The 21,477-nt window shown below is 67.5% G+C and carries 17 protein-coding genes and 1 tRNA gene; 15 read left to right on the top strand and 3 right to left on the bottom strand.

What is annotated here, in order from left to right; all coding sequences use genetic code 11:
* Nucleotides 1–12 precede the first annotated feature (12 nt).
* Both glmU and MQH31_RS16490 read left to right on the top strand, forming a co-directional pair.
* A complete protein-coding gene (glmU, locus tag MQH31_RS16495; protein ID WP_243012923.1) occupies nt 13–1,437 on the top strand; it encodes a bifunctional UDP-N-acetylglucosamine diphosphorylase/glucosamine-1-phosphate N-acetyltransferase GlmU in 1,425 nt (474 codons plus the stop codon).
* Nucleotides 1,438–2,415, top strand: coding sequence for a ribose-phosphate diphosphokinase (locus tag MQH31_RS16490; RefSeq protein WP_134448255.1), 978 nt, complete (start codon nt 1,438–1,440; stop codon nt 2,413–2,415).
* Between the two features lie 97 nt (nt 2,416–2,512).
* Here MQH31_RS16490 and MQH31_RS16485 read toward each other — a convergent pair whose 3' ends face one another.
* Together MQH31_RS16485 and gnd are read right to left on the bottom strand one after the other, a co-directional pair.
* Nucleotides 2,513–2,899 (bottom strand): hypothetical protein, encoded by a 387-nt coding sequence (locus MQH31_RS16485; RefSeq protein ID WP_134535825.1) that lies wholly within the window; start codon nt 2,897–2,899, stop codon nt 2,513–2,515.
* A gap of 135 nt (nt 2,900–3,034) precedes the next feature.
* Nucleotides 3,035–4,438 (bottom strand): NADP-dependent phosphogluconate dehydrogenase, encoded by a 1,404-nt coding sequence (gnd, locus tag MQH31_RS16480; protein ID WP_243013022.1) that lies wholly within the window; start codon nt 4,436–4,438, stop codon nt 3,035–3,037.
* Nucleotides 4,439–4,795: 357 nt separating this feature from the next.
* Between gnd and MQH31_RS16475 the strand changes: the two genes are divergently transcribed.
* From MQH31_RS16475 to MQH31_RS16425, 11 genes are all read left to right on the top strand, one after another.
* Entirely contained in the window at nt 4,796–5,425 is a 630-nt protein-coding gene (locus MQH31_RS16475; protein ID WP_134535824.1) for a 50S ribosomal protein L25/general stress protein Ctc, read from the top strand.
* Nucleotides 5,426–5,474: 49 nt separating this feature from the next.
* Nucleotides 5,475–6,056 (top strand): aminoacyl-tRNA hydrolase, encoded by a 582-nt coding sequence (gene pth / locus MQH31_RS16470; protein ID WP_134535823.1) that lies wholly within the window; start codon nt 5,475–5,477, stop codon nt 6,054–6,056.
* Nucleotides 6,057–6,155: 99 nt separating this feature from the next.
* Nucleotides 6,156–9,839, top strand: a complete 3,684-nt coding sequence (gene mfd, locus MQH31_RS16465) for a transcription-repair coupling factor (RefSeq protein ID WP_243012922.1) — start codon at nt 6,156–6,158, stop codon at nt 9,837–9,839.
* A complete protein-coding gene (locus MQH31_RS16460) occupies nt 9,836–10,603 on the top strand; it encodes a nucleoside triphosphate pyrophosphohydrolase (protein ID WP_243012921.1) in 768 nt (255 codons plus the stop codon). Before mfd ends, MQH31_RS16460 begins: the two co-directional genes overlap by 4 nt.
* 48 nt (nt 10,604–10,651) lie before the next feature.
* Nucleotides 10,652–11,929, top strand: a complete 1,278-nt coding sequence (gene hisS / locus MQH31_RS16455) for a histidine--tRNA ligase (RefSeq protein WP_243012920.1) — start codon at nt 10,652–10,654, stop codon at nt 11,927–11,929.
* Between the two features lie 124 nt (nt 11,930–12,053).
* Nucleotides 12,054–13,334, top strand: a complete 1,281-nt coding sequence (gene eno, locus MQH31_RS16450; protein WP_134535820.1) for a phosphopyruvate hydratase — start codon at nt 12,054–12,056, stop codon at nt 13,332–13,334.
* Nucleotides 13,335–13,435: 101 nt separating this feature from the next.
* A complete protein-coding gene (locus MQH31_RS16445; protein WP_134535819.1) occupies nt 13,436–13,909 on the top strand; it encodes an FtsB family cell division protein in 474 nt (157 codons plus the stop codon).
* Entirely contained in the window at nt 13,906–14,427 is a 522-nt protein-coding gene (locus MQH31_RS16440) for a DUF501 domain-containing protein (protein ID WP_134535818.1), read from the top strand. The genes MQH31_RS16445 and MQH31_RS16440 overlap by 4 nt, the downstream gene beginning before the upstream one ends.
* Complete coding sequence (locus MQH31_RS16435) at nt 14,424–15,707, top strand: S8 family serine peptidase (RefSeq protein ID WP_243012919.1); 1,284 nt, start codon at nt 14,424–14,426, stop codon at nt 15,705–15,707. The genes MQH31_RS16440 and MQH31_RS16435 overlap by 4 nt, the downstream gene beginning before the upstream one ends.
* A 37-nt stretch (nt 15,708–15,744) precedes the next feature.
* Nucleotides 15,745–17,274 carry an NAD(P)/FAD-dependent oxidoreductase gene (locus MQH31_RS16430; RefSeq protein ID WP_243012918.1) on the top strand — a complete coding sequence of 510 codons (1,530 nt, stop codon included), beginning with the start codon at nt 15,745–15,747 and terminating at the stop codon, nt 17,272–17,274.
* An 82-nt stretch (nt 17,275–17,356) separates the two neighbouring features.
* Nucleotides 17,357–17,432: transfer RNA gene (locus tag MQH31_RS16425), tRNA-Leu, on the top strand.
* Between the two features lie 65 nt (nt 17,433–17,497).
* On the opposite strand, the gene MQH31_RS16420 is transcribed toward MQH31_RS16425, so the two are convergent.
* Nucleotides 17,498–18,256, bottom strand: coding sequence for an SDR family NAD(P)-dependent oxidoreductase (locus MQH31_RS16420; RefSeq protein ID WP_243012917.1), 759 nt, complete (start codon nt 18,254–18,256; stop codon nt 17,498–17,500).
* A gap of 86 nt (nt 18,257–18,342) precedes the next feature.
* On the opposite strand from MQH31_RS16420, the gene MQH31_RS16415 reads away from it, so the two are divergent.
* Together MQH31_RS16415 and MQH31_RS16410 are read left to right on the top strand one after the other, a co-directional pair.
* The gene (locus MQH31_RS16415; protein WP_243012916.1) at nt 18,343–18,951 is read left to right on the top strand and encodes a TetR/AcrR family transcriptional regulator; all 609 of its coding nucleotides are present in this window, start codon (nt 18,343–18,345) and stop codon (nt 18,949–18,951) included.
* A gap of 495 nt (nt 18,952–19,446) precedes the next feature.
* Nucleotides 19,447–21,420: a beta-glucoside-specific PTS transporter subunit IIABC gene (locus tag MQH31_RS16410; RefSeq protein ID WP_243012915.1), complete on the top strand. Its 1,974-nt coding sequence runs from the start codon at nt 19,447–19,449 to the stop codon at nt 21,418–21,420.
* The last annotated feature ends 57 nt before the right edge of the window (nt 21,421–21,477 follow it).

Genomic DNA, 21,477 nt, shown 5'->3' with positions numbered 1-21,477 from the left:
CACGAGGACCCCGTGACCGATTCCCGTCTCGCCATCGTCGTCTTGGCCGCAGGCCAGGGCACCCGGATGAAATCCGCGACCCCCAAACTGCTGCACCCGCTCGCCGGACTGCCCATCCTCAGCCACGTGCTCGCGACGGCATCCGCGCTGAACGCCGCGCACGTCGTCACCGTCGTGCGCCACGAGCGCGACCGGCTCGTCGAAATCGTCGAGGCCGACCTGCCCGAGAGCATCGTCGTCGACCAGGACGAGGTGCCGGGAACCGGCCGCGCTGTCGAGCAGGCCATCGAGGCTCTGCCCGTCGACTTCGAGGGCGACGTGCTCGTCGTCAGCGGCGACGTTCCTCTCCTGAACGCGGCGACCCTCGCGAGCTTCATCACCGCGCACCGCGAACGCTCCGTCGCTGCGACCGTGCTGTCCGCCTTCCCCGACGACTCCACCGGCTACGGCCGCATCGTGCGCGACGCGGCCGGAGCGTTCGACCGCATCGTGGAACAGAAGGACGCCAGCCCGGAGGAACGCCTGATCACGGAGACGAACGCCGGTGTGTACGTCTTCGGTATCGCCGAACTGCGTGCTCAGCTCGCCCTCATCACCACCGAGAACGCCCAGGGCGAAAAGTACCTCACCGACGTGATCGGCCTGCTCCGTGAGTCCGGCTCCGACGTGCGTGCCGTCCCGGTGGCGGATGCCTGGCTCGTCGCCGGCATCAACGACCGGGCCCAGCTCGCCGAGTCCGCCCGGCAGCTCAACGCGCTCATCGTGCGCGGCTGGCAGCTCGCCGGCGTGACCGTGCAGGACCCCGCGACGACCTGGATCGACCTCGCCGCCGCGATCGCGCCCGACGTCACGATCAAGCCCGGCACCCAGATCCTCGGGGCGACGGTCATCGAGACCGGAGCCGTCGTGGGACCGGACACGACCCTCGTGGACTGCGAAATCGGCGCGAACGCCGAGGTGAAGCGCACGGACGCGACCCTCGCGGTGATCGGCGCCGGCGCATCCGTCGGCCCGTTCTCCTACCTGCGGCCCGGAACCATCCTCGGCGCCGACGGCAAGATCGGCACCTTCGTCGAGACCAAGAACGCCGTCATCGGCGAGGGCAGCAAGGTGCCGCACCTGAGCTACGTCGGCGATGCGACGGTCGGTGTGCACTCCAATATCGGGGCGGGAACGATCTTCGCGAACTACAACGGCGTGACCAAGTCGCCGAGCGTCGTGGGGTCGCATGTGCGCACCGGGTCGCACAACGTGTTCGTCGCGCCCGTTAGGATTGGGGACGGGGCTTACACCGGTGCCGGGACGATCGTTCGCAAGGACGTGCCGGCCGGAGCTTTGGCTCTCACCGTGGCCCCACAACGCAATATGGACGGCTGGGTTCAGACCAACCGCCCGGGAACCGACGCGGCGGAAGCCGCGGCTAAGAGCGGAGACTAGGTGCCTGGAATCAATGCCAGCGGCGAGAAACGACTTGTATTGGTTTCGGGGCGAGCACACCCACAACTGGCACTGGACATCGCCAAGGAGCTCGGTACCGAACTCGTGCACACCGACGCGCGTACCTTCGCGAACGGCGAGATTTATGCCCGTTTCGACGAGAGCGTGCGCGGCAGCGACACCTTCGTGATCCAGTCGCACACCAACCCGATCAATGAATGGCTGATGGAACAGCTCATCATGGTCGACGCGCTCAAGCGGGCCTCCGCCAAGCGCATCACGGTTGTAGCGCCGTTCTACCCGTACGCCCGCCAGGACAAGAAGGGCCGCGGCCGCGAGCCGGTATCGGCCCGTCTCGTCGCCGACCTGTTCAAGGTCGCCGGCGCCGACCGCATCATGTCGATCGACCTGCACGCCGCCCAGATCCAGGGCTTCTTCGACGGCCCCGTCGACCACCTCTTCGCCATGCCGGTGCTGCTCGAGCACTTCCAGGAGAAGCTCGACCCCGCAACGCTCACCGTGGTGTCGCCGGACATGGGCCGCGTCCGCGTCGCCGATATCTGGAGCGACAAGCTCGGAGCCCCGCTGGCGATCATCCACAAGCGTCGCGACCCGCTGGTGCCGAACCGCGTCTCCGTGCACGAGATCGTCGGCCAGGTCTCCGGCCGCGTCTGCCTGCTCGTCGACGACATGATCGACACCGGACGCACCATCGTCCTCGCCGCCGAGGCACTCCGTGCCGCCGGCGCGATCGGCGTCGTCGTCGCCGCGACCCACGCGGTGTTCAGCCACCCCGCGCTCGAACTGCTGCAGAACCCGGCGATCACCGAGGTCGTCGTCACCGACACCCTGCCGATCCCGCCGGAGAAGCGCTTCCCGACCCTGACCGTGCTGCCGATCGCCCCGCTCCTGGCCCGCGCGATCCACGAGGTCTTCGACGAGGGATCCGTCACCTCGATGTTCGAGGGCGCCGCGTAACCAGCGCTGCCCCCACCGACGGATGCCCCGCTCACCCGAGCGGGGCATCCGTCGTTAACCCCGACGCCCCTGCCGGGCGCACGCGGTCGGCGGATGCCTAGGCCGGCACGATCGGTGGGCCGAAGCCCGGCGCGCGGGGGATCAGGCCGAGTGCGATCACCCAGGCCTCCCGCTCGTGCACGTCGATCGCGTAACACTGCCAGCCGAACCCGCCGGGCCCGGCCAGGTCGAAGCGCGCGGTGGACCCCTCCGCGAGCGGGTAGTAGTGGGCGACCGCGACGGAGCACGCGTTCGTGGCGGTGGCGGATGCAATCTGGAGCGACGTGAGGATCCCCGGCACGATCAGGGCCACGAGCCCGAGCAGCACGGCGATGCGCATGACGAGCAGTGTCCGCCTGCTACGCAGCGGACGTGCGCTGTCATGCGGCTCATACCCGGCGAGCTCCGGGTGCTCGTGCTGCTCGCTGCCGTCGTCGTCGTTCATCGTGGGCTCCAGTATCCCAAATTCCGGCTCCACTCTCCGCGAGAGCGTAAAAAGTGCCCCTTCCCGCACAGGGAAGGGGCACTTTCTCCGCTCTCGCGGAGAGCGTTCAGGCTCGGAGAGAGGCGGATGCTTCGACTAGTGGGTGGAGGCTTCCGTGGCGATCTCGGTGCGGTCGCCAGACCACAGGGTGTGGAACACGCCGGGCTTGTCGACGCGCTTGTAGGTGTGCGCTCCGAAGAAGTCGCGCTGCCCCTGCACGAGGGCGGCGGGCAGGCGTTCCGCGGCGAGCGAGTCGAAGTAGCTCAGGGCCGAGGCGAACCCGGGAACCGGGATGCCGGAGAGCGCGGCCGTCGAGACGACGCGGCGCCAGGCCGACTCGCCCGAGGCGACGGCGGCGGCGAAGAACGGGTCGACGAGCAGGGTCGGGATCGACGGGTCGTTCGCGTAGGCATCCACGATGCGGTTCAGGAACTGGGCGCGGATGATGCAGCCGCCGCGCCAGATCGTGGCGACGGCGCCCTTGTCGATGCTCCAGTTGTACTTGGCGGCACCGGCGATGATCTCGTCGAAGCCCTGCGCGTACGCGACGACCTTCGAGGCATAGAGCGCCTGGCGCACGTCGTCGACGAAGGTGTGGCCGACGACGGCGATCTCGGGGCGGGCGCTGATCGAGGCACGCACCGGGCCGCGCTGTTCGGGGTGGCTCGACACGGCACGGGCGAACACGGCCTCCGCGATTCCGGCGACGGGCACGCCGAGGTCGAGCGCGTTCTGCACGGTCCAGACGCCGGTTCCCTTGGAGCCGGCCTCGTCGAGGACGATGTCGATGAACGGCAGGCCGGTCTCGGCGTCGACCTGGCGGAGGACCTCGGCGGTGATCTCGATGAGGTAGCTCTCGAGGTCGCCCTTGTTCCATTCGGTGAACACGTCGGCGATGGCGGCGGGGGAGTGGCCGGTCACGTGGCGGAGCAGGTCGTAGGCCTCGGCGATGAGCTGCATGTCGGCGTATTCGATGCCGTTGTGCACCATCTTGACGAAGTGGCCGGCGCCGTCGGTGCCGATGTGGGTGACGCACGGGACGCCGTCGACGACGGCGGCGATCGACTCGAGGATCGGGCCGAGGGTCTCATAGGCGAGCGCGGAGCCGCCGGGCATGATGCTCGGGCCCTTGAGTGCGCCCTCTTCGCCGCCGGAGATGCCGGCGCCGACGAAGTTGATGCCGGTCGCGCTGATCGCCTTTTCGCGGCGGATGGTGTCGTGGAAGTCCGCGTTGCCGCCGTCGACGATGATGTCGCCGGGCTCGAACAACTCGGCGAGCTGGCTGATGACCGCGTCCGTGCCCTTGCCGGCCTGGACCATGATGATGGCGGTACGCGGGCGGCTCAGCGACGCGACGAAGTCCTCGATGGTCTCCGAGGCGACGAAGCCGGCCTCGGGGTGTTCCGTCATGAGGGTCTGGGTGCGCACGTACGAGCGGTTGTAGACCGCGACGGTGTTCCCCTCCCGGCTGGCGAGGTTACGGGCGAGGTTCGAGCCCATCACCGCCAGTCCGACGACGCCAATATTTGCCTGTGCTGCACCGGTTACGGTCACGTTCGCTCCTTCAAAATCGTTGGTTGAGAACCACGTTCAAGGTTAGTCGGTCGGGCTGGGCGCCTGCCCGACCGGGGCGGGCGGATGCTGGTGCGCGGTTCCCCCACACTCCGCTAGGATTGGCAGTTGAACTTCGGCGAGGGCTGCCAGGCGTGTCACTCGCGCTCGGCATCCGTTATCGACGCGGCGAAATGCTTCACGGCCTTTCCTCACGCGACACGCGTTCGAGTTGAACCAGCACCCATCGCGCGGCCATCGGCTGCGCAACTGATCTGGGCCGTAGCGGCCTGACAAGGAGACATCATGGCTGAGGCCAAGGACAAAAAGGTCATCGACAACAAGATCGACGCCGACCTGCGCACCAAGTTCGGCAAGGGTGCGGCCCGCAAGCTGCGCGTGCTCGGCAAGATCCCGGCCGTCATCTACGGCCACGGCACCGACCCGGTGCACGTTGCACTTCCGTCCCACCAGATCGGCCTGATCCTGCGTCGCGCCAATGCGGTGCTCGAGCTCGAGGTCAACGGCGAGACCCACCTGACCCTCGTCAAGGACGTCCAGAAGGACCCGGTCCGTCAGATCATCGAACACCTCGACCTCATCGTCATCCGCAAGGGTGAAAAGGTCCAGGTTGAGGTCGCCGTGCACCTGACCGGTGAGATCATCGCCGGAAACGTCATCGACCTGGACATCAAGACCCTGCTGCTCGAGGTCGAAGCGACCAACATCCCGCAGAACGTCGTTGTCAACGTCGAGGGCCTCGACGAGGGCGCCCAGATCAAGGCCGGCGAGATCGTCCTTCCCGACGGTGCCGCGCTCATCTCCGATGCAGACGCCGTCGTCATCAGCGTGCACCTGCCCGAGGCCGAGGAAGAGGAAGAGGTCGTGGCTGACGCCGACGCCGAGGCCGCCGTCGTGGAAGCCCCCGCCGAGTAGCATCCGCTTCACAGCTTCTGCCTGATCTCGTCGACCAAGGAGGATTTCCCTGGACGAGAATCTCTGGCTCGTAGTCGGGCTCGGTAACCCCGGGCCCGACTACGCCGGAAACCGCCACAACGTCGGTCACATGGTGACCGCCGTGCTCGCCGACCGACTGTCGGCGAATTTCAAGACCCACAAGACCAACGCGACGGTCGCCTCCGGGCGCAGCTTCCCCGGCGGCCCCGGGCTCGTGCTCGCGACGCCGAACACCTACATGAACGTGTCCGGCGGGCCGGTGTCCGCCCTGCTGCGGTTCTACAAGCTCGAACCGGAGCGACTCATCGTCGTGCACGACGAGCTCGACCTGCCGTTCGACACGCTCAAGATCAAGGTCGGCGGCGGTCACGGGGGCCACAACGGGCTCCGCGACATCATTGCGGCCGTCGGCACGAAGGACTTCGTGCGCATCCGCCTCGGTCTGGGCCGCCCGCCCGGCCGCCAGGCACCGGCTGACTTCGTGCTGCGCGACTTCTCGAAGACCGAGCGCGAAACCCTGCCGAACCTGCTCGAAGACGCAGCGGATGCGATCCAGCTGATCGCCGCCGAGGGCGTCACCGCTGCGCAGCAGAAGTTCCACGCGCCCTGACCCGCCCGCGACAGTGACCTTTCCGGTCGAGAGTTCCCGGCGGAACGGCAACTCTCGACCGGAAAGGCGATGGTCGGTGGTGCTGCGTAGAATTACCGGGTGACCCTCCACGGCGTAATTGCCACCCTTTCGCGCGCCTCCACGTTCGAGCGAGCCCTCGCGTGCGCGGGCCGCGACGCCGACTTCTCACTCACCGAAGGACTCAGGGCCCCCGTGCTCGCCGCGCTCCTCGAGCAGCGCGCGCGGCTGGGCAAGGCCCCGGCCCTGCTGGTCATCACCGCGACCGGGCGTGAGTCGGAGTACCTGCACGACAACCTCGACTGCTTCACCGAAGACGCCGAGATCATCGGCTTCCCGGCCTGGGAGACCCTCCCGCACGAACGGCTGAGCCCGAGCGCGGAGATCGTCGGCAAGCGGCTCTTCGCACTGCGGCGGATGCGGGAGTGGGAGGAGACCGAACCGGACCTCCGCCGCCCGCTGATCGTGATCGCATCCGTGCGCGCGGCCCTGCAGCCGGTCGCCGACAACCTCACCGACTTCGCCCCCGTCGTGCTCACGGCAGGCGCCCGCGGCAACGACCTGAGCGCCATCGCCGTGCAGCTCGTCGAGCTCGCGTACACCCGCGTCGACATGGTCACCAGGCGCGGCGAGTTCGCCGTGCGCGGCGGCATCCTCGACGTGTTCCCCTCGATCGCCCCGCACCCGTCCCGGGTCGAGTTCTTCGGCGACGAGGTCGAGCAGATCCGCGCCTTCTCCGTCGCCGACCAGCGCTCCCTGCCGGAACCGGTCGCCTCGGTGAGCCTGCCGCCGAGCCGTGAACTGCTGCTGAGCCCCGCCGTGCGGCAGCGCGCCCGGGAGATGCAACACGAGTTCCCGAGCCTCGCCGGGCTGCTCGCCAAGATCGCGGAGGGAATCCCGGTCGAGGGCATGGAGAGCCTCGCGCCCGCCCTCGTCGACCGGCTCGTGCCGATCACGCACTACCTCCCCGCCGAAGCCGCCGTCGCCGTGGTCTCGCCCGAGCGCGTCGCCAGCCGGGCGATCAGCCTCGCCGAGACCAACCGGGAGTTCCTCGGCGCCGCCTGGAGCGCGGCGACCGCCGGTGCAGACGCCCCGATCGACCTCGAATCCGGCGACTTCCTCACCCTCGGCCGGCTGCGCGACTCGGTCACGCACACCGCCCCCGGCGCGCCGGCCTCCGCGCACGTCTGGTGGACCTTCAGTTCCTTCCAGGCCGCCCCGACGGATGCCCCGGTGCTGCCGGAGCACCGCGAAATCGACGAGCTCCTCACCATCAGGGTCGAGGGCGAGGCGGTCCCCAGCTTCCAGGGCAGCGTCGAGGGCGCCATCGGGCACCTCAGCAGCCGGATGAAGGACGGCTGGACCGTCGGCGTGCTCGCCCAGGGTGCCGGGCTCGTCGAACGCGCCGCTGCCGTTCTCTCCGAGCATGAGCTCCCCGCGCGGATCGTGACCGAATGGCCCGCCCAACCGGAACCCGGCATCGCGTACGTGCTGAAGGCATCCGTCGACCACGGTTTCGAGCTCGCCGAGACGAAACTCACCCTCGTCAGCGAGTCCGAGTTCTACGGGCGCACGGTCGGCTACGACGCCCGCCAGGTGAAGAAGCTCGCGAGCCGGCGCAAGAACGTCGTCGACCCGCTGCAGCTGAAGGCCGGCGACCACGTCGTGCACCAGACCCACGGCATCGGACGGTTCGTCGAACTGACCCAGCGCGAGGTGTCGAGCGGAGGCCGCAACCCGGTCAAGACCAAGCGCGAGTACCTCGTGCTCGAGTACGCGCCGTCCAAGCGCGGGCACCCCGGCGACAAGCTCTTCGTGCCCACCGACCAGCTCGACCTCGTCAGCCGGTACATCGGCGGCGAGGCTCCCGCGCTCAGCAAGATGGGCGGCAGCGACTGGTCGAGCGCGAAGTCGAAGGCCCGGCACGCGGTGCGGGACATCGCCGTCGAGCTCGTCAAGCTCTACTCGGCACGCATGGCGAGCAAGGGCCACGCCTTCGGTCCGGACACCCCGTGGCAGCGCGAGCTCGAGGAGGCGTTCCCGTTCGCGGAGACCCCCGACCAGCTCACGACCATCGACGAGGTCAAGGCCGACATGGAACGGCCCATCCCGATGGACCGGCTGCTCTCCGGCGACGTCGGTTTCGGCAAGACCGAGGTCGCCGTGCGTGCCGCGTTCAAGGCGATCCAGGACGGCAAGCAGGTCGCGATCCTGGTGCCGACGACGCTGCTCGTGCGTCAGCACATGGAGACGTTCCAGGAACGATTCGCCGGCTTCCCCGTGCACATCCGGGCGCTGAGCCGGTTCCAGACCGAGAAGGAGTCCCGGGAGACGATCGCGGGCATCCTCGACGGCACCGTCGACCTCGTGATCGGCACCCACCGGCTCCTGACCGGCTCGATCATCTTCAAGGACCTCGGGCTCGTCATCATCGACGAGGAGCAGCGGTTCGGCGTCGAGCACAAGGACGCCCTCAAGAAGCTCAAGACCAACGTCGACATCCTCGCGATGAGCGCGACGCCGATCCCGCGCACGCTCGAGATGGCGGTCACCGGCATCCGCGAGATGTCGACCCTCGCGACCCCGCCGGAGGACCGGCACCCGATCCTCACCTTCGTCGGGCCATACTCCGACCGGCAGGTCGCCGCCGCGATCCGGCGCGAGCTGCTCCGCGAGGGCCAGATCTTCGTCGTGCACAACCGGGTGTCGAGCATCAACCGGATCGCCGCGCACCTCGCCGAACTCGTGCCCGAGGCCCGCATCGCCGTCGCCCACGGGCAACTGCCCGAGGCGCAGCTCGAGCAGGTCGTCGTGGACTTCTGGGAGCGCAAGTTCGATGTGCTCGTCTCCACGACGATCATCGAGACCGGCCTCGACATCGCCAACGCGAACACGATCATCATCGACAGGGCGGACAAGTTCGGGCTGAGCCAGCTGCACCAGCTGCGCGGCCGCGTCGGCCGCGGCCGGGAGCGCGCGTACGCGTACTTCCTCTACGACGAGAACAAGCCGCTCACCGAGATCGCCCACGACCGGCTCTCGACGATCGCCGCGAACAACGAGCTCGGCGCGGGCATGCAGGTCGCCCTGAAAGACCTCGAGATCCGCGGAGCGGGCAACCTGCTCGGCGGCGAACAGGCCGGGCATATCGCCGGCGTCGGCTTCGACCTCTACCTGCGCATGATCGGCGAGGCCGTGAGCGCCTTCCGCGGCGACGTCGCAGAGGGCCAGACCGAGCTCCGGCTCGAGCTGCCCGTCGACGCGCACATCCCCGAGGACTACGTCGACAGCGAGCGTCTCCGCCTCGAGGCCTACCAGAAGCTCTCCGCGGCGAGCTCCCCGACCGCGGCCAGGGACCAGATCGACCTCGTGCTCGACGAGCTCACCGACCGCTACGGCGAGCCGCCGCAGCCGGTGCAGAACCTGATCCTGGTCTCCCGGCTGCGCTGGCTCTCCCAGCAGGCCGGCCTGAGCGAAGTCGTCGCGATGGGCTCCAACCTGCGGGTCGCCTCGGCCGACCTCGCCGACTCGATGCAGGTGCGCCTGAAGCGGATGTACCCCGGCTCGCGGTACACCGTCGCAACCGGGGCCATCATGGTGCCGATGCCGCGGATCAACGACGAACCGCTCGGCGACGCGGCCCTGATCGCCTGGGCGGGTTCCCTGCTCGCGGCGATCTTCCCCCGCCCGGTCGAGGAACCGGTCGCCCCCGCCGCTCCGCCGGCGACGGCGCAGAAGAACCCCAACCCCAGGAGGTCGTCGTGACCGACACCAGCCCGCTCGACCCGTCCGTCGATTCTCGGATCGACACCCCGATCGACGTCCTCATCCGGACGGTCGCCCGGCTGCGCGCCCCCGACGGCTGCCCGTGGGACGCGGAGCAGACCCACGCCTCGCTCGTGCCCTACCTGCTCGAGGAGAGCCACGAACTGATCGAGGCGATCGAGGCGGGCGGTCGTGAGGAACTCCTCGAGGAGCTCGGCGACGTGCTCTACCAGGTCCTCTTCCACGCCGACCTCGCCGCGCACACCGCCGGGGAGGACTTCGACCTGCAGGATGTCGCCGCGCGCCTGACCCGGAAACTCGAGGGCCGGCATCCGCACGTCTTCGGAGACCTCGACCTCGCGACCGCCGACGACGTCGCCGCAGCCTGGGACGGCTTCAAGGCCACCGAGAAGCCCGGCCGCACGAGCGTGCTCGACGGCATTCCGCAGGGAATGCCCGCGCTCGCCCTCGCCGACAAGGTCCTCGGGCGCGCCCAGAAGATCGGGCTGCTCGACGCGGACGGCGCCGACTTCCCGCTCCCTCTCGAGAGCGAGGACGAGCTCGGCCCGCTGTTGCTCGCGATCGTCTCGGCGGCGAAGGCCCGCGGCCTCGACTCCGAGCGCGCCCTGCGCACGGCCGTCCGCGGCCTCCAGGATGAGATCCGCGCGGCGGAACTCGACAGCACGGAGTTCGCGGGTGCGGCGGATGCCGCCACCGACTTCTCGGATGCCGGCATCATCGGCCTCCCCACCGCGAACGACTGAATCGCCGGCGGGCCGGGTCGCCCGGCCCGACCTGAGACAATGGGTTCCATGGCAACACAGGTGACCCCGCCGCGCGGCATGCGCGACTTCCTCCCCGCCGAGAAGGCCGGCCGCGAGCACGCACTCGGCGTGATCCGGCGCAGTTTCGCCGCCCACGGCTTCGACGAGATCGAGACCCCGGTCATGGAGGACTCCGCCCGGCTGCACTCCGGCCTCGGCGGCGACAACGAGAAGCTCGGCTTCGCGGTGCTCAAGCGCGGCCTGGCCCCGGCGGACGCCCTCGCCGCCGCGGAGTCCGGCGACCTGCTCAGCCTCGCCGACCTCGGCCTCCGCTTCGACCTCACCGTGCCGCTCGCCCGGTTCTACGCGACGCACCGCGCCGCCCTGCCCACGGTGTTCCGCGCCATCCAGATCGCCCCGGTCTGGCGAGCCGAACGCCCGCAGAAGGGCCGCTACCGCCAGTTCGTGCAGTGCGACATCGACATCATCGGCGAGGCCGGCCCGCTCGCCGAGATCGAGCTCATCACCGCGACGATGGCCGCGCTCGACGCCCTCGGCCTCACCGGCTGCTCGGTGCGCATCAATGACCGCCGCATCCTCACCGCCCTGCTCGCGCACTGGAACGTGCCCACGGACCTCAACGAGCGCGCCCTGATCACGATCGACAAGCTCGACAAGATCGGCGTCGACGGCGTCGTCACCGAACTCGACGGCCTCGGCATCCCCACCGACGGCATCGCGGAGACCCTCCGCTCGATCGCGTCCGCGGGCTGGGACCTGCTCGGCTCCGCGAGCGAACCCGACGCTGCCGTCGCACCCGCCTGGCTCGACCCGGCCGCATACGCCGACCTGCTCGCCCTCCGCGACGCCCTCCCCGGCGCCGACCTCGTCTTCGACCCGACCCTCGTGCGCGGCATGGGCTACTACACCGGAACGATCTTCGAGATCGCGCACCCCGAGCTCGGCTATTCGCTCGGCGGCGGCGGGCGGTATGACGGCATGATCGGGCGGTTCCTCGGCGTCGACGTTCCGGCGTGCGGTTTCTCGATCGGCTTCGAACGCATCGTCGACCTGCTCGGCGACGCCGGCGCATCCGCCGAGAACGCCGTCGTGCTCATCCACGAGAAGGACGCAGCGCCCGGCCGCCTCGTCGCCCTGAAGACCGCGCTTGTCACCCAGGGACTGCGCGTCCGGCTCGAACACCGCACCAAGAACCTCAAGGCCCTGCTCGGCCGTGCCGCCGAGGCGGGCTATGGGCGGTACGCCTTCGTCACCGATGAAACAGCGGATGCCGCCACGCTCGAGTTCCGTCCGCTCGCGGGCTGATTCCCGCGCCCGGAGCCTCCGTCGCTAGACTGTTACATGATTGGAACACAACGTCGTCTTCCTGCACGTTCCCCCCAAACCAACACCCCACCCATTAGGAAATAACAGGAAACAGGAGATAGCTGTGGCTCTCATTGAGGCAGTAGTAGCGCGCGAGATTCTCGACTCCAGAGGCAACCCGACCGTCGAGGTCGAGGTATTGCTTGATGACGGCTCCGTCAGCCGTGCCGCCGTTCCGTCGGGCGCATCCACCGGTGCGTTCGAAGCTTATGAACTTCACGACGGCGACAAGTCGCGTTACCTCGGCAAGGGCGTCCTCAAGGCCGTCGACGCCGTTATCGACGAGCTCGGCCCGGCAGTCGAGGACCTCGACGCCACCGACCAGCGCATCGTCGACGCCGTCCTTATCGAAACCGATGGCACCGAGAACAAGCACCGCGTCGGCGCCAACGCCATCCTCGGCGTGAGCCTCGCCGTCGCCAAGGCCGCAGCCACCTCGGCCGGCCTGCCCCTGTTCCGCTACCTCGGTGGCCCGAACGCGCACACCCTGCCGGTCCCGATGATGAACATCATCAACGGTGGCTCGCACGCCGACAACGACGTGGACATCCAGGAATTCATGGTTGTCCCGCTCGGCGCCGAGTCCTTCGCCGAGGGCCTCCGCTGGGGCACCGAGACGTACCACGCCCTGAAGGCCCTGCTCAAGTCGAAGGGCCTGTCCACCGGCCTCGGCGACGAGGGTGGATTCGCTCCGAACCTGCCGAGCAACCGTGCGGCACTCGACCTCATCGTCGAAGCCATCACCAACGCCGGCTACACGCCCGGCAAGGACATCGGCCTGGCACTCGACTGCGCCGCCTCCGAGTTCTACAAGGACGGCGTCTACCACTTCGAGGGCAAGGAACTCTCCGCCCAGGAGCTGTCCGCGTACTACGTCGACCTCGTCAAGTCCTACCCGCTCGTGTCGATCGAAGACCCGCTCGAGGAAGACGACTGGGACGGCTACGTGCACCTCACCGCCGAAATCGGCGGACTCGTGCAGATCGTCGGAGACGACCTGTTCGTGACCAACCCGGAGCGTCTCGCCAAGGGCCTGGCCCTCGGCACGGCCAACTCCATCCTGGTCAAGGTCAACCAGATCGGTACCCTCACCGAGACGCTCGACGCCGTTGCCCTCGCGCAGCGCGCCGGCTACACGACCGTCATCTCGCACCGCTCCGGTGAGACGGAAGACACCTTCATCGCCGACCTCGCGGTCGCCGTCGATGCCGGCCAGATCAAGACCGGAGCGCCTGCCCGCTCCGAGCGCGTTGCCAAGTACAATCAGCTGCTGAGGATCGAAGAAGAGCTGGGCGAGGCCGCCGTGTACGCGGGCCGCTCTGCCTTCCCCCGTTTCAAGGCCTAGTTTCGACTGGAGCTCTCGAAGCGCGGGGTGAATCCCGCGCTTCGAGAGCTCTGTTTTTTTATCCGGTGAGAACCGCCGAGGAACCGGCGAAGGGAGTCGTCATGGCCGTCAAAGGCACGGAACGGCAGCCCGTCGCGCTCGGCGTCGACGAAACCCCGATGAACGGCTGGCTTCGCGGCCTGCGCCTGTCCGGGTTCTCGCTCATGATGATGGGCATCCTCATCCTCGCGGTCGTCGTGCTCGCCCCGAGCCTTCGCACCTACGGCGAGCAGCAGCAGGAAATCAGCCGGCTCACCGCAGATGTCACCACACAGCAGACCACCGTCGACCAGCTCAAGACCGAGCGGGAACGCTGGAACGACCGCACCTACGTCACGACCCAGGCCCGTGCCCGGCTGTCCTATGTGCTGCCGGGTGACGTCAGCTTCCTCGTGATCAATGACCTGCCCTTGCCGGCCGCCGCTGCCGCAGCGCCCGCCGCGACCACGGCCATTCAGAACACCGACATCGATTGGGTATCGTCCATGTTCGCTTCCGTCATGACCGCCGGACTCGCCCCTCAGGCCACCCAGTGACCCGGCCGCCGTTCGCTCCCGTCACCGCAGACGACCTGAAGATCGTCAGCGCACAGCTCGGCCGCCCCGCCCGCGACGCCGTGGGCATCGCCGCCCGCTGCGTGTGCGGAGCCCCCACCGTCGTCGCTACTGCGCCCCGGCTGAGCGACGGCACGCCGTTCCCCACGCTCTACTACCTGACCCACCCGGCCGCGACCGCGGCGCTCTCCTTCCTCGAGGCGACCCAGGTCATGAACGAGTTCAACCAGCTGCTCGCCGACGATGAGACCGTCCACGACCAGTACCGTCGCGCCCACACCGGTTTCCTCGCCGACCGCGCCACGCTCGGTGACGTACCCGAGATCGCCGGAATTTCCTCCGGCGGCATGCCCGACCGGGTCAAGTGCCTGCACGCGCTCGCGGCGCACTCGCTCGCCGCGGGACCCGGCGTCAACCCGATCGGTGACCTCGCGCTCGCGCGGGCTGCCTGGACTCCCGCCGTCTGCGAGTGCCTCGACTATTCCGCGGCGGACGCGTGACCCGTTCCCTGCAGCAGCGGCGCCTCGGCGCCGTGCTCGCGCTGGCTCTGGCCGCCGTCCTCGGCGGAGTCTCCGTCGTCGGCGACGCGGCACCCGCGCACGCCGACCAGGTGCGCGACCTCGAATACTGGCTCAACGACTACGGGTTCACGCAGGCGTGGGCGACGACCAAGGGCGCAGGCGTGACGGTCGCCGTGATCGACACCGGGGTGAGCACGAGCGTTCCCGAACTCGCCGGTGCCGTCGTCGGCGGCACGGATGTCTCGGGCCTGGGGTCGAGCAACGGCCAGACCCCCGTGGGTGACGGCAGCGAGCACGGCACACTGGTCGCTTCCCTGATGGCCGGCCGCGGGTCCGCGGAGGGGACCGGAGTCATCGGCGTCGCGCCAGAGGCGTCCATTCTCGCGGTGTCGGTTGCGTTCGGGAGCAGCGGTGCAAAGCTCAGCAATGACGACCAGATCGCGGCCGGCATCCGCTGGGCCGTCGACCACGGCGCCGACGTGATCAACATGTCGCTCACCCGGAACACCCTCGACTGGCCATCGAGCTGGGACGACGCCTTTCTCTACGCGTTCGACCACGACGTCGTCGTCGTCGCCGCCGCGGGAAACCGGGGGAGCGGCACGACGGAGGTCGGCGCCCCGGCCACGATCCCCGGCGTGCTCACCGTCGGAGGCGTCGACCGTAACAAGACCGCGAGCTTCGACGCCTCGTCGCAGGGCATCACGATCGCCGTCGCCGCTCCGAGCGAACAACTCGTCGGCGTGGTGCCGAACGGCGGCTACGTGCAGTGGAGCGGCACGAGCGCATCCGCCCCGATCGTCTCCGGCCTCGTCGCCCTCGTGCGGGCCGCGTTCCCGAAGCTCAGTGCCGCTGCGGTGATGAACCGCGTGATCGCGACGGCCAACCCGAACGGCCACGTCGTCCCGAGCCCGGTCTACGGCAACGGCTTGATCGACGCGGCCGCCGCGGTCACGGCGTACGTGAAGCCCTCGACCTCGCCGTCGCCCTCTGTCCTGCTCCAGGACTGGATCCACCTGCACCGGCGCATCGACACGGTCCCGACAGCGGCACCGACGGCCGCACCCGTCGTCCGCGCCATCCCGAGCAGCGACCCGCCGCTGCCGACGGACACGGCCGCGAGCCCCTGGCTTCCGACCGAGCTGACGCTGACCTATATCAGCGTTCCGCTGCTTGTGCTGTTGGGGTTTGCTATCCTAGTAACGCTGTTCGGCATAGGTGCTCTTCGGCGGCTCAAGCGAAATCGATCGAATCGGTAAGTTTTCGCATATTCCATCATGTAGGAGGACCCTTATCGTGCCAAAAATTCTCATTGTCGGTGGCGGCTACGCGGGCTTCTACACCGCCTGGAAGCTTGAGAAGTGGCTGCGAAAAGGCGAGGCCGAGGTCACCATGGTCGACCCCCTCCCGTACATGACCTACCAGCCCTTCCTTCCCGAGGTCGCGGCCGGCTCGATCGAAGCCCGGCACGCCGTGGTGGCGCACCGTCGTCACCTCTCGAAGACGAACGTCGTCACCGCGAAGGTCACCCACATCGACCACGCGTCGAAGACCGCGACGATCACCCCTCCCGTCGGCGAGCCGTACGAGTTCGCCTACGACATCGTCGTCGTCACGGCCGGAGCCGTGTCGCGCACCTTCCCGATCCCCGGAGTCGCCGACCAGGCGCTCGGACTCAAGACCATCGAGGAAGCCGTCGCCATCCGCGACACCGTGCTCACCAACTTCGACAAGGCCTCCCTGCTCCCCGCCGGACCCGAGCGCGACCGCCTGCTCACCTTCGTCGTCATCGGCGGAGGCTTCGCCGGCATCGAGGTGTTCGCCGAGCTGCGCTCGTTCGCGACCTCGCTGCTCAAGTCCTACCCGCAGATCGGGTTCGACGACATCCAGTTCCACCTCATCGAGGCGATGGGCCGGATCATGCCCGAGGTCTCCGTGCCCACGAGCCTCTGGGTCATCGACAACCTCGACAAGCGCGGTGCGAAGATCCACCTCAACACGCAGCTGACGAGCGCCGTCGACGGCGTCGTCGAGCTCTCCACCGGCGAGAAGTTCGAGACCGACCTGATCGTCTGGACCGCCGGCGTCATGGCGAACCCCGGGATCGTGCGTCACACCGACCTCCCGATCGAGGAACGCGGCCGCCTGCAGGTTCGCCCGGACCTCCGCGTCGGCACCGCAGACGAGATCATCGAAGGCGCCTGGGGCGCCGGCGACATCACCGCGATCCCCGACCTCAGCGGCGGCGGAGTGGGCGGATTCTGCGTTCCCAACGCCCAGCACGCCGTGCGCCAGGGCAAGCTCATGGCCCAGAACATCGTCGCCGTCCTCCGCGGCGAGGGTCCCAAGGACTACATCCACAAGAACATGGGCGCCGTCGCCGGTCTCGGTGTCGGACAGGGTGTCTTCCAGTCCGGCAAGCTGGCCATCAAGGGCCCGCTGGCCTGGATTGCGCACCGCGGCTACCACGGCCTCGCCATGCCGAGCTGGGAGCGCAAGCTGCGCGTCGTCTGGGGCTGGGTGAACAACTTCTTCCTCGGTCGCGACATCGTCTCGCTCGCCGCCGTCGAGTCCCCGCGCGCCGTCTTCGTCGAGTTCGCCTCGCGCCCGAAGCCCGCCGCGGGTGCCGCGGCGCCGGCGAAGGCAGCATCCGCTGCCGTCACTCCGCCGGCTCCGGTCACCGTGCCGGCTGCGGCTGCGGCAGCACCTGCAGCCAAGGTCACGGCGCCGCGCGCGCCCCGCAAGGCGCCCGTCAAGGCTCCGGCCGCGGCACGGGCGACCACGGCAACGGATGCCCCGACCGAGGCGGCCACGCCCGTCAAGTAACCGGCTGCTCCGGCAGCACCTACGCTTGAAGCGTCAGAGTCTCTCCGGGCTGAGTCCACTCAGCCCGGATCGACTCGGACGCGCCCCCGTAGCCCAATGGCAGAGGCAGACGACTTAAAATCGTCACAGTCTGGGTTCGACCCCCAGCGGGGGCACCATCGTCCGGCACTGAACGTCCGCGCGATTCAGCGGAAGTTCGGCCCTGGCACGGTGATGAAGTCGGTCACCAGGGTGCGCGGGTGCCGTCCCAGGACCACAGGGATCCGGTGGGTCCGTCGTCGGGGAGCAGCGCGAGGCGGACCACGCCTGAGGCCGCTTCTGCCGGGTCTCCGCCAACGGTCATGCCTGCGATGAGGTTTGTGCGGCGCAGTCCCGGTGCAAGGGCATTGACCTTGAAGGTATTGCCGAGTGCCTGAGCGGTGAGAAGAGTGACAGCGTTGACAGCGGTTTTAGAGCTCCGGTAGGCGAGACCGCCACCCTGCGCGCGTTCCCAGTCGAACTGCGGGTTGGGGCCACTGTTCCAGGTCAGCGATCCGGTACCGCTGGAGACGTTGACGATGCGGGGGTGCGCAGATCGTTTTAGCGCCGGGAGAAAGCCTTGCGTCACACTGATCAGGCCGAAAACGTTCGTCTCGTAGGCGGTGCGAAGCTGATCGATCGATGTAGTAGTGACGTCTTCGCCGCCCGAGTTCACGCCGGCATTGTTCACGAGAATGTCGAGCTTTGCGATTCTTTCCACCGCTGCGGCGACCGATGATGAATCTGTGACATCGAGTTGCACGACATGCACGGCCGAGCCGAGCTGGCTTGCGGCACGCTCTCCTTTGCTGAGGTCGCGCGAGCCGACCCACACGACCACCCCGTGATCGAGAAGTTGCCGCGCGACGGCGAATCCGATGCCGCTGTTCGCTCCCGTCACCAACGCTGTCGTGCCCGGCTCTGGCGGCCGAATTTCCGTACTGAGACGATCAATCTGATCCATGACCCATCCTCCAACTCCAACGATGTGGTTGGAACATTACCGCGAAACCACCAAAACTCCAACTCGAGCGTTGGTAACCTGATTTCATGGCATGGGATACCGAAGGAACGCGCCGAAAACTCCGCGAGGCCGCGCTGGCAGAGTTCGCCGACCGAGGACTGGACGGTACGACCGTCGGATCCATCGCAGCACGGGCCGGAGTGAACAAAGAGCGGCTGTACAGCTACTTCGGAGACAAGAAGGCTTTGTGGGATCTTGTGCTGGCAACCGAGCTCGAGCGTCTCGCGTCTGCTGTGGCACTCACCGGCGTTGGCTTGACAGACATCGGCGAGTTCGCAGGCGCGACATACGACTATCACGCTGCCCACCCTGAGCTCGGTCGCCTCCTTCAATGGGAAGGACTGCAGGGCGGTCCGCCCGCTGACGCCGTCGGGCGCACGGCGCACTACCGCGAGAAAGTGGACCGATTTGCCGCCGCCCAACGGGCGGGGCGCCTCGACCGTGGCCTTGACCCCGCCCACCTCATCTTCGCGCTGATCGCCATGGCCGCGTGGTGGCAGACCGTGCCTCAGCTAGCCGAAATGATCACCGGCGCCGATCCAGAAGACCTGCAAGAACGCGCTCAACGACGCCAGTTCGTCGTCGAAGCAGCCCGGCGACTCGCCTCACCACCACGTGAACAGCTCCACCCGTAACCCCATCACTGGCCACCGCGCCCAGTCAATATGACAGGCTGGCGCTCAGCTCCTGAAGTGCGGAACAGAGGTCTTCATACCTCACTCGTTTTTTGCAAGTATGTCGTCACCCCACATGGGAACCTCTAGAAGGAGACACGATGACAACGATGGAGGAATCCACGTCACGAACTTGCGCGAATGGATTGAACAGAACCTTGCGGCCCAGGTAGCAATAGGCGGCGGCGCAGGTCAACGGGAACTGTAATCGACCGCAGGTGTCGGCCGACTGCCTGGAGTCGGTCCATGCTCGCCGCCCGGCGTGGCTCACCTGCGGGCGTGCGCCGCTTGCCGTGCAGGCACAGTTGCAGCGCCACCGCAGGACGAATCAGAGCTTCACAGGCTGCAAGACCTGTGTTACTTTCAGTGAAAGCAGGGCATGGTTGCCCTGCGAGCGCGACGGATTGTTACTGCTCGGCAGGCAAAACCTGAATTCTCATCACCAATTGGTGATGTTTGAGTTCAGGTTTTTTTATTGCCCAAAAACAAGCTGGAGCGTCGTCCATCTGTGCCGCAGTGCTGCGGCAGAGCAAGAACCGCGGAGCTGCGGTAGATAGTGAGAATTCCCATATGAAACACTCTGAGACGGCTGCCAACATCCTCCAGAATATCGGTGGCGAAAAGAATGTGCGTTCGCTCGTCCACTGCGCAACTCGCCTTCGGTTCGTTCTGGCGAACGAGTCGAAGGCAGACACTGCGCGTATCAAGGCACTCCCGGGTGTCGTGACCGTGGCACAGGCGGGTGGGCAGTACCAGGTGGTCATCGGCAACGACGTGCCGGAGGTCTACGCGGAGATCGGCAAGATCTCGAAGCTCGGCGCGAGCTCGGATGGCAGTGGCTCCTCGTCGGCTTCGGCGGAGAAGACGAGCATGTTCAACCGTTTCATCGCCATGATCGCCGCGATCTTCACGCCCCTGCTCTGGGCTCTCGCAGGAACGGGATTGTTGAAGGCGTTCCTTGCCGCCGCGGTGACCTTCGAGTGGATCTCCCCGGAAACTTCCACGTATGTGGTGCTGAACGCGTTGTCGGATGCGTTCATCCACTTCCTGCCGCTTGCATTGGCCTTCACTGCGGCTCGCTACTTCAAGGCGAACGAGTTCACCTCGTTTGCGATCGCCGCAGCGCTGCTCTACCCGACGCTGCCGACACTCACGGGGCAGCCCGACGTCACCTTCTTTGGTGTGCCATTCACCATGGTCAGCTACGTCACGAGCGTCATCCCAATCATCGTGATCGTGTGGCTCCAGAGCCACGCTGAGAAGTTCCTTTACGCGAAACTGCCCAGCGTCCTGCGTCGTTTTGTCACGCCGATGATCGTCGTGCTCATCGCCGTCCCGTTCGTCTTCATCGTGGTCGGGCCCATCTCCGCTATCGTCAGCGGCTGGCTCGGTGGCGGTATCAGTTGGGTGTTCCAGGTGGCACCGTGGGCAGGCGGGGCGATCATGGGCGGGCTCTGGCAGGTGTTCGTCATCTTCGGTCTCCACTGGGGCCTCGCCCCATTGGCTGCGCTGGAGCTGCAGGAAGCAGGCCGGTCCCTCATCATTGCGCCGCTGTTCGCCGCGGTCCTCGCGCAGGGTGCAGCAACCGCCGCGGTCTTCTTCCGAACCCGCAACCAGAACCTCAAATCCCTAGCCGCCCCGGCGACCCTCTCCGCGCTCCTTGCTGGCATCACGGAGCCAGCAATCTACGGTGTCAACCTCCCGCTCAAGCGACCATTTGCTTTCGGTATCGTCGGTGGAGTCATCGGTGGCGCGATCATCTCACTGGGGGGTGGCTTCACAACCGCATTCGTGACACCGTCGGGTCTCGCCCTGCCCGCGCTCATCGGCAACGGCAGCGCAGTGGCAACGGTCATCGGACTCCTTGCGTCCGTCATCGTTCCGTTCATGCTGACATTGGTCTTCGGATTTAAGGAACCGGAAGAGCCCACTACTCCAGCTGAAAGTGGCACGCAAATCGAGGTATCGAGCCCGCTCGACGGCACCGTCATTGCCTTGAGCGAGACCCCCGACGCTGCGTTCGCCGACGGGTCCCTCGGGCATGGTGTTGCCATCATTCCTCGAAAGGGAGCCCTGTACGCACCGCTGGATGCGACCGTAGTCGTCGCATTCCCAACCGGTCACGCCATCGGACTCCGCCACGCGGACGGCGCTGAGTTGCTGATTCACGTCGGAATCGACACAGTCCGCCTCGGCGGCGAGCACTTCTCACTCAAGGTCGCCCGCGGACAAACCGTCTCGAAGGGCGACCTGCTCATCGAGTTCGATCTCGACGCCATCACCGCAGCCGGATACGACCTCACCACACCCGTCATTGTCACCAACGGCGAGCTTTATCCGACGCTGTTCGATCAGGCAGCAGGACCCATCTCCCACGGAGATCCACTCTTCAGGGCCGTCGCGATCGACCAGGCTGTCGCCGTCAACTAACCCCCTTCGGGGTCGGCGGTCAGAACCGTCGACCCCCAAGTCCACCCACAGACACAA

The sequence above is a fragment of the Cryobacterium zhongshanensis genome, from assembly GCF_022760445.1.
Taxonomy (GTDB): domain Bacteria; phylum Actinomycetota; class Actinomycetes; order Actinomycetales; family Microbacteriaceae; genus Cryobacterium; species Cryobacterium algoricola.
The sequence above is the reverse complement of the archived record's forward strand: the minus strand, read 5'-3'. Positions and strand labels throughout refer to the sequence as shown.

Coding starts and splice junctions, on each gene's coding strand:
- MQH31_RS16485 (WP_134535825.1), bottom strand. CDS start 2,899: ATGAACGACGACGACGGCAGCGAGCAGCACGAGCACCCGGAGCTCGCC.
- gnd (WP_243013022.1), bottom strand. CDS start 4,438: ATGGGCTCGAACCTCGCCCGTAACCTCGCCAGCCGGGAGGGGAACACC.
- MQH31_RS16475 (WP_134535824.1), top strand. CDS start 4,796: ATGGCTGAGGCCAAGGACAAAAAGGTCATCGACAACAAGATCGACGCC.
- hisS (WP_243012920.1), top strand. CDS start 10,652: ATGGCAACACAGGTGACCCCGCCGCGCGGCATGCGCGACTTCCTCCCC.
- MQH31_RS16445 (WP_134535819.1), top strand. CDS start 13,436: ATGGCCGTCAAAGGCACGGAACGGCAGCCCGTCGCGCTCGGCGTCGAC.
- MQH31_RS16420 (WP_243012917.1), bottom strand. CDS start 18,256: ATGGATCAGATTGATCGTCTCAGTACGGAAATTCGGCCGCCAGAGCCG.
- MQH31_RS16415 (WP_243012916.1), top strand. CDS start 18,343: ATGGCATGGGATACCGAAGGAACGCGCCGAAAACTCCGCGAGGCCGCG.